This window comes from Shumkonia mesophila (assembly GCF_026163695.1).
GTDB classification, from domain to species: domain Bacteria; phylum Pseudomonadota; class Alphaproteobacteria; order Rhodospirillales; family Shumkoniaceae; genus Shumkonia; species Shumkonia mesophila.
In genome coordinates this window covers 468,393-480,711 of sequence record NZ_JAOTID010000002.1, presented here as the reverse complement: position 1 = coordinate 480,711, position 12,319 = coordinate 468,393, and the positions used below count along the sequence as shown (strand labels likewise).

Below are 12,319 nucleotides of genomic sequence, written 5' to 3'. Positions count from 1 at the left end.
GCCGCTCCGCTCAGTTGAACATCAGGTTCGGGAACCACAGGACGATTTCCGGCCAGAAGATGATCGCCGCCACGAAGACGATCCGTACGGCCAGGAACGGCAGGGTGCCGATGACGACGTCGCGGATCGGCCCGCCGCCGCGCACGCCCTGTACGACATACAGGTTCATGCCCATCGGTGGCGTCACCAGGGCCATTTCCATCATGATGACCAGGTAGATGCCGAACCACACCGGATCGAGGCCAAGGGCGACGACGATCGGCACGACGACCGGAACCGTGGCGATCATCATGGAGAGGGTCTCCAGGAAGCAGCCCAGGATCAGATAGAAGATCGTCAACAGAAGCATCGTCATCAGCGGCGTCGCCCCCGTCTCGGCGACGAAGTTGGCCATGGTCTGCGGAATGCCCAGAATGCTGATGACGAAATTGAGGAAGAAGGCGGCGAGGATGATCAGCAGGATCATCGCCGTGGTGCGGATCGTCGCCTCAAAAGCGCTGTGCAGCATGGCGAAGGTAAGCTTGCCGTTGCCGGCCGCCAGGACAAGTGCTCCCACCACCCCCAGGGCGGCGGCCTCGGTTGGCGTCGCCCACCCCAGGTAAATGCTGCCCATGACGACGACGAAGATGAAGAAGGGCGGCATCAGGGCCCCGAGGCGGCGCAGTCGGTCGGCCAGGGGCGCCCGTTCTTCTCTCAGTCCCGCCCATTCCGGCCGCCATATGCACAACGCGGCGATGGTCACCATGAACAACCCGGCCAAGCCGAACCCGGGCAGAATACCGGCAGCGAACAGACGTCCGATCGAGGTATTGGTGATGGCGCCGTAGATGATGAGGTTGATGCTCGGCGGAATGAGGATTCCCAAAGTGGCGCCCGAGGCGATGGAACCGAGCACCAGGCGCTCGTTGTAGCGCCGCGACCGGAAGGCGGGCAGGGCGACGGTGCCGATGGTCGCGGCGGTGGCGACCGACGACCCCGACACGGCCGCGAACAGCGCCGAGGCGCCGATGTTGGTGTGCAGCAATCCGCCCGGGAAGCGGCTCAACCAGTCGGACAACGAGTTGTACATGCGTTCCGTGATGCCGGCGCGCAGCAGGATCTCGCCCAACAGGATGAACAGCGGAATCGCCGTCATGATGAAATCGTTGAGCACGCCCCAGGCATTTTCGCCGAAGCTCATCAGGGTGGGTACGCCGAGATAGACGACGCACCCCAGCGCGCTGACGATGAACAACGCGGTCGCCACGTGCAGCCCGATGAACATCAGGCCGAGCATCAAGACAAAGCCGATACCGGCTCCGGCAACGTCGATCATCGCGGCTCTCCCGCTTGGCTGCCGCGCGATGCTTCGAGGACCGCGACTTCGTCCTTCACTTCCTCGCGCACGGTCCGGGGACCGTAAAGGACCATGACGCGATCGGGATCGCGAACCGCCAGGAAGACGGCATGCACCGCCAGAACCGTGGCCAGCCCGGCAAAGAAGATCAGTCCCACGTCCCACACCAGTTGGGGAATCCACAGCGGCGTCTGCAATGGCGTGCTGGCGACGCTTCCGTACTGGATGCTGTCGATCAGCGTGGTCGTTGCCCGCCACGCCATGAACAGGCCGAAAGCGGCGAGGGATACCATGGCAAAAGCGTGGAAAGAGGGACGCAGTCGCGCCGGAAGCCGGTCGATGAACATATCGATGCGGGTATGGGAGCGTTGGAGCAGCGTATGGGAAATCCCCATCGCCACCGCTCCCGCCATCACATAGCCGCCGATCTCGTCGACGCCCTGCAGGGAAAAGGCGAAAAACTTCCGGGCGATTACCTCGAAAGCGACAAGCAGGGAAAGCACGAGAAATCCGTACCCGCCCAGGATAGCCAGAATCCTGACCGCCCTCGTGCCCGCTTCGGACACATTGTGCGACGTCATTTTGGGAAGCCTTGTTCTTGAGGGCGACGCGCGCCGGCGGCCGAAACGGCCGCCGGCGCCTCCGTATCGCGATTTCTACTTGACCTGGATGCCCACAGCGGCACCGGCGGTCTTATTCCAGACGGCCGAGCAGTTGGGATCGACCTTGTTGCAGAGCGCCGCCCACTGCGGGACGGTGACGTTGATGGCGGTTTCCTTGACGCGCGCCAGCATCGCAGGCGACGTCTCGACAAGCTTCATGCTGAACTTCGCGTGTTCCTTGCACGAGGCCGCGCCGGTATTGCAGGCGACCGCATCGTCGTTGACGGTGCTGGCCAACCCCCACATGTCGTCTTCCATTCGCTTGAAAGCGGCCATCATCTTCTTCTGGCCATCAGGCCCCAGCTTCTTCCAGGTATCGAGGTTCATGAAGTGGCCCTGGACCGATCCGGAAAGGGCGAGCGGCAGAAGGTTGGCGCTGACTTCCGGCCAGTTGGCGCTGTTGCCCGCCGTCGGCGCCGTCACGGCGCAGTCGGCGACACCCTTTTGCAGCGATGGATAAACCTCCGGGAACTGCAGCGTGATCGACGTGCCGCCCAGGGATTCGACCACTTGCGCCATCGAGGCGGTGAAGGTGCGGACCTTCTTGCCCTTCAGGTCGTCGAGCGACTTGACCGAGGCATTGCAGTAAAGAACCTGCGGGCCGAATGGCCACAGGGTCAGGACCTTGGCGTTGAATTTCTTTTGGAGCCGCTGGTCGAACTCGTCGCGATAGGCGTCGACGACCTTGCGCAACGACTTCATGTCTGGGGCAACGCCGGCAATGTCCAGGCCCTCGAAGAAAGGATCGTCGCGCGACGCCATGCCGGTTTGCACCGACATCACGTCGAACGCACCCGCCTTGAGCAGGCGCAGAGCGTCCGGCGCCTTGATGCCGAGCATGTCCATCGGATTGTAGTTGACCTTGAGATCGAGCCCCGTTTCCTTCGCCAGGCCATCGAAGAAAGGCCGCTCGACGCCGTCGACATGCTTCTTGTTGCCGGAAAAGTTGCCGGCCACCCGCAACTCGGCCGCCAGGGCCGCACTCGCCAAACCGGCCACCAGAACGGCGGCAACCGCACCGGCGCCCAGCCGAATAGTCATCGTCCGTGATGTCATCGTTTATTTCTCCTTCCTTGCCTCACCTTGATTTCGACACCCCACGTCGGCCTTCCCACGACCGGGGAGGGGAAAAACGCCCGCCGACTGTCGGAAGCCGACGGACGAATGCCTAGAACCCGAGGTAGCGTGGCAGCCACGTCACCAAGTCGGGGAACACCATGCACAGACCCAGCACCACGTATTGCAGCGCGATAAACGGCCAACTGCTGCGGATCAGTTCGCTCATCGAGATGCGGGTGATGCCGCACATGACGAACAGCAGCACGCCGACGGGCGGTGTCATCATGCCGGCCACCAGGTTGAGCACGAACAGGAACCCGAAGAGCAGGGGGTCGATGTTGTAAGCCACCGCAATCGGTGCGAAGAGGGGAACCAGCATGATGTAGGCGGCGTTCGATTCGATGAACATGCCGACCACGATCAGCATCACCATGACCAGCAGCATGAACACCAACGGGTTGCTGGTGAAGCCCTGGATCATCTCCGAGAGCTTGAGCGGCACCATGTCGATGGTGAAGACGAAGGTCACCGTCGCCGCGAAAGCGATCAGGGCGCCAACCATGGCCGACGTCACGGCGGCGCGGAAGAGGGCCCCCGGCAGGTCGGACAGCTTGAGCGCGCGGGTAATGAAAAAGCCGACGGCCACGGCATAGACCACTGCGATGGCGGCCCCTTCGGTCGCCGTGAACACGCCACCGACGATGCCGCCCACCACGATCACCGGCATCATGAAGATGATGAATGCCTTGCGCGACTGGCGCAGGACATTCATCAGATTGAACTTTTCCCCCGTCAGGGAATAGCCCCGCCGCCACGAGATGAAACTCGCCAGCCCCATGAAGCCGGTGGTCAGGATGAGCCCCGGCACGACGCCGGCCATGAACAGACCGCCGACCGAAACGCTGGAACCGGCCATCAGCGCATAGACGATCATGGCGTTGCTGGGCGGGATGATCGGCCCGAGGTTGGCCGCCGAGCAGATCACCGCGCTGGAGTAGCCGTCCTCGTAATGCTTGCGCAACGCCGGGACCATGGTGGCACCCAAGGCGCTGGCGCAGGCGACGGCGGCGCCGCTGACGGCGGCGAGAATCATACCGGCGACGATGGTGACATGGGCCAACCCGCCATGAACGCGGCCGACGATGCTGTTCGCGAAGTCGATCAGGCGCTGCATGATGCCGGCCTTGACCATCAGTTCGCCTGCCAGCATGAACAGCGGAATGGCCATCAGCGGGAAGTTGTCGACGGCATGCATCATGCGCTGCGGCAGCACAAGGAACTCGATGTCGGCGGCGTAAAGGGCACCCAGCGAGGCAAACCCGAGGGTGAACGCCAGCGGCATGCCGAGCAGGGCGAAGACCGCGAAGGTGGCAACGACGATGAGGGTCATTGCGCGATAGCCTCCCCCCAGATCTTGGACCCGCCCCACGCGAAAATGGCGAGGTGCAGGAAGGAATGCCCGGCCGACAGCAGGACCGGGATGTAATAAACGGCCGCCGTGACATCGAGGGTCGGCATCAGTTCCTGCCATTTATCGGCCACGACGAAGGTCGTCATGTAGAAAACCAGAATCATGAGCACGCCGCTGGCCACGCACATCAGGCGAAACAGCGTCTCCTGAACGGTCGGATTCAATTTCTTGATCAGGACGTCGATGCTGACGTGGATGCCCAACTTGATGCCGTGCGGGATGGCCATGAACATCGCCCAGATGAAGAACAGGCGCGACAATTCGTCGGCCGAATCGATCGAGGACGACATCACGTAGCGAACGAACACCTGGACGGCGACCAGCCCGGTCATACCGGTCATCGCGGCGATGATGACGCCGTAGACGATGCGGTCGTAGGCCGCGAGTCCCCGCCTAAGCAGGAAGAGGGGGCCGGCCGAAGCCGGCCCCTGGCAGGTGGAAGTCATTTCCGGGCCTCGGCCATGACCGCGTCGATGATGTCGGAGCCGATCTTCTTGCGCAGGCCGCCGACGACGTCCGACGTCGCCTTGGTGAGTTCGGCCCGCACGTCGGCGGAAATGGAGTCGAACTGCATGCCCCGCTTGATCAGCGTGTCACGCGCCGCGATGTCCTCGTCGGCCGCCTTCTTGCGCTGCCAGGCGATCGACTTCGCCATGGCGGCGCGAACGGCATCCTTGACCTCGGGCTTGAAGCCTTCGAACTTCCGCTTGTTGGCGGCGATGATGATGAAATCGAAGAAGTGGCCGGAGTCCGAGAGGTACTTCTGAACCTCGTCGAAGCGCCGCGTTTCGATGATGCTGTAGGGGTTCTCCTGGCCATCGAGAACGCCCTGCTGGAGGGCCGAATAGACCTCCTTGATGTCCATGGAAACCGGATTGGCGCCGATGGCCCGGAAGGTCGCGATGTGGGTTTCGTTGGGCTGCAGGCGGACTTTCAGATTTTTGAAGTCTGCGAGCGTCTTGAGCGGGCGGACGCTGTTGGTCACGTTGCGCGAGCCCAGTTCCATGTAGCCCAGCGAGGTATAGCCCTTGTCGGCCAGCTTCTTGTCCAGGAGTTCGCCGACCTTGCCGTCCATGACGCGGAAGGCCTGGTCGCGGTTGGCGAAGACGAAGGGCAGGCTGACGGCTTCAAGTTCGGGTACCGTGCGCGACAGGAAGGCGATGCTGATCCAGGTGGCGAACACGGTGCCCGAGCGTACCTGGTCGATGTTCTCCTGGGCGCCGCCCAGCTGCATGTCGGGGAAAAGGTCGACCGTCAGCTCGCCCTTGGTGGCCTTCTCCACCTCTTCCTTGAAGATCTTCATGGCCTGGCTGCTGGAATGGTCGCTCGGGAAGTTGCCGGCGATCCGAACCTTCTCGGCGTGGGCCGCCGTGACCATGCCCAGCATGGCGACCGCGGCGACCGTCGCTCCCAATCCGTTGAGATATTTCCGCATCTTCGTGACTCCCTTTTCCATGGTTTCCTACACGTCCATTCGCCCCTTCGGGCGTGCCGGTACCGGCGATTCGCATTTCAGGAACTGGCCGCGCCCGGCGGCGCCGACGAAGCCGCCGCCCTCAACGACGATCTCGCCGCGCGACACGACGGTTTCCGGCCAACCCCGCACTTTTCTACCCTCGTAGGGGGTGTAGTCGACGTTGTGGTGCAGCATGGCGTTGGTGATGGTGACCTCGCGTTCCGGATCCCAGATGGCGAGATCGGCATCGGCACCGATGGCGATCGTCCCCTTGCGCGGATAGAGGCCATAGAGGCGGGCGGGATTGGCCGACGTCAGTTCGACGAACCGGGTGAGCGTGATGCGCCCCTTGCCGACACCTTCCGAAAACAGCAGGGCAAGCCGCGTCTCGACCCCCGGAATGCCGTTCGGCACGTGGCGGAATGGGGCCTCGGCGCCGCGCAGCATCTTGCCCTTCGGGTCCGTGAAGCGGAACGGCGCATGGTCCGACGAGAAGAGCTGGAAGACGCCGTTCTCAAGGCCATCCCATACGGCGTCCTGGTTGGCGGCATCGCGGGGCGGCGGGCTGCAGATGCATTTGGCGCCCTCGAAGCCGTCGAGGTGCAGGTCCTCGGCGGTGAGAAACAGGTACTGCGGGCAGGTTTCCGCGTAAATCCGAAGGCCGCGGCCCTGGGCCCAGCGGATCTGTTCGATGGCCTCGCGGCCGGAGACGTGGACGATAAGGATCGGCACGTCGACCAACTCGGCCAGCGAGATGACCCGGTGCGTCGCCTCGCGCTCGGCCACTTGCGGGCGCGACAGGGCGTGGAAATAGGGGGCCGTCTGGCCGGCCAGTTCCAGCTTGTCGGTCAGCCAGGCGATGCAGTCCGAATTTTCGGCGTGGATCATCGCCATGGCGCCGTCGCGGCGGGCCAGCGCCAGGACATCGAGAATCTGGCGGTCGTCCAGCTTCAGGTCGTCGTAGGTCATGTAGATCTTGAACGAGGTGTAGCCGTCCCGGATGAGGGCAGGGAGTTCTTGGCCCAGCACCTGTTCGCTGGGATCGCTGACGATCAGGTGGAAAGCGTAATCGACGACCGCCTTGCCTTCGGCCCGCCGATGATAGTCCGCGACCGCCGCGCGCAGGGACGCCCCCTTGGCCTGCAGGGCGAAGGGGATAACCGTGGTGGTGCCGCCGCAGGCCGCCGATACGGTGCCGCTCAGGAAGTCGTCGGCCATCTGCGAGCCATCGCCGGTCGGCTGGTCGAAGTGGCAGTGGGCGTCGATGCCGCCCGGCAGCACCAGCTTGCCAGCGGCGTCGATTTCCTCGCGGCCGGCCCCAGGGCCGATCCCCTCGGCCATCGCCACGATGCGGCCGTCGACAATGCCCAGGTCGCAGGAAAACACGTCGGCGGCGGTCGCCACCTTTCCATTGCGGATCACCAGATCGAAATCGGACATGTGTCGCCCCCCTTTGTGCGGACGCCTCGGTCAGCCGACCTCGGTGAACAGGCGTCCCCATCCCTTGATGCGCTTGGGGTCGGCGCCGGCCATCCTCATCGACTTCCACACCGACGTGGACACCGTGTCATAGATCGAAATGCCGAGTTCCTTTTCCATCCGCTCGGCCACCAAGGCGCCGCGCATGTTGGTGCAGAAGACCGAAATCGCCTGCGGCTTCGACTTCGCCACCATACGGATCAGTTCGGCGATGCGTTCTTCGCTGTATTCCGAGAACGAGAAATTGCCGCGGTCCTTGAGATGCTGCTCGCCGACGCACTCGAAGCCGGATTTGGCGTAATTGACGATGATTTTTTCCTGGATCTCGTCGAGATAGGGCGTCACCAGGCCGAAGCGCTTGACGCCGGTGATCTCGAAAATCTCGTTCAAGGCCAGCACCGAGGTATTGGCCGGAATGCCGGTGTGGGCCTTGATCTCCTCGCACAGCTTGACGTCGGCCTCGAATCCCAGCCAGCCCGACGAGGTGCCGTTCCATGAAATGACGTTCACCTTGGCGTCGGCCAGCAGATTGGCGGCGGCCAGGATGGGCCCGTTCTCGAACTGCCCGAGCGCGCACGAATTCATCGAAATTTCGGTCACGCGGAAGCGGCCGAAGTGGGCCGTCACGTCGGGGACGCCCGCCAGGATGGCGCTGGTCACCGGCTCCAGGACCGTGTTGGAGGAGGGGGTGAGCATGCCAAGGAGAACGCGTTTGGTCATCTTTTCTTGAACCTTCCGATTGCGGTTTTGCGGCTTCGACTGATGGGCCCGCCGGCCCCGTCTGCCCGGCCGCAACCAGTATACCGAATCCCTAACCACACACCAATAATTTTTAATTAAAAATCCATATAGGAGTCAACATATTGTTTTAAATAGATTTTTTCTCATACAGTAGCCTATTTTATGAGCGAAGCGTGCCGCTTTGATGGGCATCTTCTTGATTCGGTCACGCGGAAGGTATAAGTGGACGGCAGGAACAGCGCCGAACTCCGGCGTTTTCGCTCCGGTCCCCGGAAAGACGCGAGAGGCTAAAATTATGCCACCGACTGAAGCGCCCACCCTCAACGGCCCCCTGTCGCGTCGCGGCCGGCGCTCGATCGAACGCCGCTCGCTGCATCGCGACGTCGCCGACCAGATCCGCGACATGATCGTCGAAGGGGAACTGCCGCCGGGCGAGCGCATCAACGAGGGCGCGCTGAGTGAACAGTTCGGCATTTCGCGCACGCCGTTGCGGGAAGCTTTAAAGGTTCTGGCTTCGGAAGGGCTGGTCGAGTTGCGCCCCAATCGCGGGACGCGGGTTTCCGCCATCACGCCCGAGGAGGTGGGGGAGCTTTTCGAGGCGGTCAGCGGCATCGAACGTCTGGCCGGCGAGTTGGCCGCGCTGCGCATGACGGAGCGCGACATCGAGCGACTGAAGGCGCTGCACGAGCGGATGGAGCGGCATTACGACGCCGGCGAGCGGCACGAATACTTCCGCCTGAACCAGCAGATCCACAACACCATCGTGTCGCTGGCCGGCAACTCGGTCCTCGAAGCCACCCACGCCAGCCTGATGGTGCGGGTGCGCCGGGCCCGCTACATGGCCATCCAGTCGCCGGAGCGCTGGCACGAATCGGTCCAGGAGCACCGGGCCATCATGCGGGCGCTGGAGGCCCGCGATTCGGTCGCCGCCGGGGATCTGATCCTCAACCACGTGCGGCGAACGGGCGCGGTGGTCAAGCAGTTCTTCGTCGCCTCGGGCCCCGCCCGTACCGACCACTAGACGCCCTGGGGCCTGCGGATCGGCGTTACGCCGCCTCGGCGAAACTCCGCCGAGCCGCGCGCGCGTTGCCTTCGGAATCGTCATTTCCGGCGGCGACCGCCTTGCGGACAAAATCCCCGTACTTGCGGAAATGGCCGAGATAGAAGGCAAGCGCCGGCCCGAAGTTCGGCCCGAAAACGCCGTCGACGAACAGGCGCGTCACATACTCTTCCTGTGCGACCAGCGTCTGGGCCAGAAGAACGAGTTCCTTTTCCTCGCGGACCTTCTGCTTGGACAGCCCGAGGAAGGTCTGAGCCGACAACGGCTGGTAGAAGTGGAAGTACATCAGGTCGAGGCAATGGACGGTGATCTCCTCCGCCAGTTGCCTGACGGCCGGGTTCTCGGACCCGATCAACCGCTCGGGATGACGCAGCACGTCGGGACCGTTCTCGCGCGGGAACAAATACTCCAGGGAGGCCTGGCAGGCGGCCAGTCGCGACAGGACGTCGCGGAAATCGCGCGATCGCAAGCGCCGCGTCGCCCGGCGGTCGAAATAGCCCTCGAGCACGGCGGCCACCGTGTCCGAGGCGGTCTTCGCAACCAGGCTGGTCGTCGCCGCCAGCACCACAGCCACGTCGCCGACGTCGAAGAATTGCAGCAAAAGGAGCAGGCCATAGTTGTAGGCCATGGCGACGGGAACGGCACAGACACTCCGGCCCAGATTCGCATAGGCGGCCGCCGACGGCAGGCCGCGATAGAGGTTGTGGCTCATCAGGTAAGCGCCGTTGACCGTGGCGAGGGTCAGGAAGACGGCAAGCGAACTGTTCGCTGCCGTCAGGCCCAACCCCCGCTGGAGGAGAAGGTAGCGGACGCCGATTTCCAGCAGCGGCACCGAAAAGCCCGTGTAGAACAGGGACTCGGACAGCCTGCCCCAGCTGACATAGTCCTTCCAGGTCAGGGCCGAATAGCGACGCAATCCGCCGCCGGCGATGACCGCCTGCAGGATGTTCCGGCTGCCGGTCACCGCGAACCACAGCGGCGCTCCCCAGTACGCCAGAAAGCCCTGCTGCGTGTACTGGAAGGCCAGAAAGGCGGAAACGAACCCGGCCAGGATCAGGGCGCTGTTGACCAGGACGGTGTTGACGTACCGCCACCGCAAATCGATACGACGGCCGGGCGTGTTGCCGTTCAGCCCCAGGTCGTTGCCGGCGAACACCCCGAATCCGCCCAGCGGGACGACGTTGCCCCGGGCAGTGACGGCGAGGCTTTCCAGCGGCGCCACCCACCCCCGCTTGGCCGGACGGAACACGTCCGTCAGCCGGAGCCACCAATACGCAATCCACGCCAGCGGCGCCACCCGGGCGAGTTGCGCGCTGCGCTCCACGGCATGGCCGGCTTCCCGCCTCACCCTTTCGACCAGACCGTAGCGAAGCGGCAGCAATCTCCGCTGCCCCCCTCGGAAGCAGGCCCGTTGTTCGCGGACCGGCAGCGTTTCGATGATGGCGAATCCCATGCCGTGCTGGCCGCCCCAATCGGAACGGCCGGATGAATTGCTGCTGATGAAGGTGCTGAGCGGCCGCCCGCGGTAATGAGCGAGGAAGGCCGGCATCGAACGCAACAGGTCGCGCAGGCAGGCCGCATCCTCCTCCGCTTCGGACGGCGTGCTTTCGAGGAAACCCGAAACCAGACGCTTGAGCCGCGACGGGCTGCCGGAATTGACCGCCTCGCGCAGATCGTTCATCGCCGAGAGCTGCGGCAGGTGCTCGGGGCGGTAGGTTTGCAGGCTGAACAGTTCCAGGTGGGTGAGGCGGCCTTTGCAGAGATGGAGCAATTGCAAAACCCGCGCCGGTTCGATGTCGCGGGTGTCGAGCGAAGCCCGGTAGTCGGTGGCGATGCCGGCAAGCCGCTCCAGGAGGGATGGCGGGTCCTCGTCGGCAAAGGGATCGCCCGCCGCGGCTTTTCCCAATTCGGTCGCGGCCAGCGCCTGGTTCAACCACTCATCGAGAACGGTCGCCGGCGAGAAGCGTTCCATCGCCTCGCAACATTCCGCCGTTTGCCCCCGTTCCTCGTCGCTTTCCGTCGCGGCGGAGGTTTCGGCGTTGTCCAGGCGCGCGCGCATGCCGGCGACGGTCCGGCGATGGATGCAATCCGCCAGATGCGCCCACGACGGTTGCGCCTCGCCGACCAGGGTCTCGAACTCGGCGGGGTCCAGCGCCGGGACGTCGAGGCGGAAGCGGCGGTTCACGGTGATGCGATAGTCGCGGTTGTAAAGATCGACCAACCGGGCAAACCGCGCCCGCTCGCAGGCCTCGACCGCCTTTCCGGCCGAAATCAGGGCCCGCATTTCCGGCTTTTCGAGAAATTCCCGGAATCCCTTGGGACCGGAAAACCCGCGTGGCGTCCATACCAGCGTCACCCGGCGGCCCCGGAAAGGGCGGTGGAACCGGATGCCGATGCGAACCGTCACCTCCATGATGTCGGCCGCGTCCATGAGTTCCTGGGCGGCCACGGGCGGCGCATAGTTCTCGTAGATGACCTTGAGCGTGCGGATGCCCTTCAGCCAGGCATCCATGATCAGATGGGTCGGCGACTTGCGGCCCGAGCTGTGGGAATCCCGGACATGATAGTCGAAGGTCCGCTGGTTCCAGGCTTCGGGCATCTCGAGAAGGTTGAGCCGCCGGAGGAGGGCGCGCACGATCCGCGGCCGCCCGCTGGCCGCCTTGTGAAAATCGTGGGCAAGCCCAAGCTGGACGGCCCCGTGGCCGCGCGCCCGCAACAGTTCCTTCATGAGCTGGATGAGAACGCGGGCGGTGTTCAACCTGAGGGGCGAACTTGCCGAACTGCACGCTTCCTTGCGGAGGACCCGCAGCGCTTCGAGCCGTTCCTCCGGCGTCGACGCGGGCCGGGTGTCCAGGAGGCCCATGACCGCCTGCGCCACCCGGAACGCCTTGCGCGACGTCAGTTCGCGCAAGCCGTTCGGATGGAAGTTCAGAATCCGGACGCGGCGGTCTCGCTGCTCGCCCGCCGGGTCGCGGTCGGCATAGGCGTTGACCATCCGGACCAGCTCGAAATCGCGCTGGTCGAACAAGATGCCGTTCATTGTACCCCTCGAAAA

General features: G+C 64.0%; 10 protein-coding genes. 1 reads left to right on the top strand and 9 read right to left on the bottom strand.

Annotation, left to right across the window (positions count from 1 at the left end; translation table 11 throughout):
- Positions 1-10: 10 nt before the first annotated feature.
- The 8 genes from ODR01_RS05530 to ODR01_RS05495 all read right to left on the bottom strand — a co-directional run bounded on the left by ODR01_RS05530 (position 11) and on the right by ODR01_RS05495 (position 8,183).
- Complete coding sequence (locus ODR01_RS05530; protein WP_316976610.1) at positions 11-1,315, bottom strand: TRAP transporter large permease; 1,305 nt, start codon at positions 1,313-1,315, stop codon at positions 11-13.
- The gene (locus ODR01_RS05525; RefSeq protein WP_316976609.1) at positions 1,312-1,839 is read right to left on the bottom strand and encodes a TRAP transporter small permease subunit; all 528 of its coding nucleotides are present in this window, start codon (positions 1,837-1,839) and stop codon (positions 1,312-1,314) included. The genes ODR01_RS05530 and ODR01_RS05525 overlap by 4 nt, the downstream gene beginning before the upstream one ends.
- Positions 1,840-1,992: 153 nt before the next feature.
- Positions 1,993-3,054: a TRAP transporter substrate-binding protein gene (locus ODR01_RS05520; protein ID WP_316976608.1), complete on the bottom strand. Its 1,062-nt coding sequence runs from the start codon at positions 3,052-3,054 to the stop codon at positions 1,993-1,995.
- Positions 3,055-3,166: 112 nt separating this feature from the next.
- Positions 3,167-4,447: a TRAP transporter large permease gene (locus ODR01_RS05515; RefSeq protein ID WP_316976607.1), complete on the bottom strand. Its 1,281-nt coding sequence runs from the start codon at positions 4,445-4,447 to the stop codon at positions 3,167-3,169.
- Positions 4,444-4,974, bottom strand: coding sequence for a TRAP transporter small permease (locus ODR01_RS05510; RefSeq protein ID WP_316976606.1), 531 nt, complete (start codon positions 4,972-4,974; stop codon positions 4,444-4,446). The genes ODR01_RS05515 and ODR01_RS05510 overlap by 4 nt, the downstream gene beginning before the upstream one ends.
- Positions 4,971-5,984, bottom strand: a complete 1,014-nt coding sequence (locus ODR01_RS05505) for a TRAP transporter substrate-binding protein (protein WP_316976605.1) — start codon at positions 5,982-5,984, stop codon at positions 4,971-4,973. The genes ODR01_RS05510 and ODR01_RS05505 overlap by 4 nt, the downstream gene beginning before the upstream one ends.
- A 6-nt stretch (positions 5,985-5,990) precedes the next feature.
- Complete coding sequence (gene hydA / locus ODR01_RS05500) at positions 5,991-7,424, bottom strand: dihydropyrimidinase (protein WP_316976604.1); 1,434 nt, start codon at positions 7,422-7,424, stop codon at positions 5,991-5,993.
- A gap of 30 nt (positions 7,425-7,454) precedes the next feature.
- Positions 7,455-8,183: a maleate cis-trans isomerase family protein gene (locus ODR01_RS05495; RefSeq protein ID WP_316976603.1), complete on the bottom strand. Its 729-nt coding sequence runs from the start codon at positions 8,181-8,183 to the stop codon at positions 7,455-7,457.
- 316 nt (positions 8,184-8,499) lie between these two features.
- Here ODR01_RS05495 and ODR01_RS05490 point away from each other — a divergent pair, with 316 nt between their 5' ends.
- Entirely contained in the window at positions 8,500-9,225 is a 726-nt protein-coding gene (locus tag ODR01_RS05490) for a GntR family transcriptional regulator (protein ID WP_316976602.1), read from the top strand.
- Between the two features lie 25 nt (positions 9,226-9,250).
- Here the strand turns inward: ODR01_RS05490 and ODR01_RS05485 are convergent, their stop codons facing one another.
- Positions 9,251-12,304, bottom strand: coding sequence for a hypothetical protein (locus tag ODR01_RS05485; RefSeq protein WP_316976601.1), 3,054 nt, complete (start codon positions 12,302-12,304; stop codon positions 9,251-9,253).
- Positions 12,305-12,319 lie beyond the last annotated feature (15 nt).

Bases quoted from the DNA above. Each gene is read 5' to 3' on its own strand.
- ODR01_RS05510 (WP_316976606.1), bottom strand. From the start codon at position 4,974: ATGACTTCCACCTGCCAGGGGCCGGCTTCGGCCGGCCCCCTCTTCCTG.
- ODR01_RS05495 (WP_316976603.1), bottom strand. From the start codon at position 8,183: ATGACCAAACGCGTTCTCCTTGGCATGCTCACCCCCTCCTCCAACACG.
- ODR01_RS05515 (WP_316976607.1), bottom strand. From the start codon at position 4,447: ATGACCCTCATCGTCGTTGCCACCTTCGCGGTCTTCGCCCTGCTCGGC.
- ODR01_RS05490 (WP_316976602.1), top strand. From the start codon at position 8,500: ATGCCACCGACTGAAGCGCCCACCCTCAACGGCCCCCTGTCGCGTCGC.
- ODR01_RS05530 (WP_316976610.1), bottom strand. From the start codon at position 1,315: ATGATCGACGTTGCCGGAGCCGGTATCGGCTTTGTCTTGATGCTCGGC.
- ODR01_RS05485 (WP_316976601.1), bottom strand. From the start codon at position 12,304: ATGAACGGCATCTTGTTCGACCAGCGCGATTTCGAGCTGGTCCGGATG.
- ODR01_RS05520 (WP_316976608.1), bottom strand. From the start codon at position 3,054: ATGACATCACGGACGATGACTATTCGGCTGGGCGCCGGTGCGGTTGCC.
- ODR01_RS05505 (WP_316976605.1), bottom strand. From the start codon at position 5,984: ATGGAAAAGGGAGTCACGAAGATGCGGAAATATCTCAACGGATTGGGA.
- hydA (WP_316976604.1), bottom strand. From the start codon at position 7,424: ATGTCCGATTTCGATCTGGTGATCCGCAATGGAAAGGTGGCGACCGCC.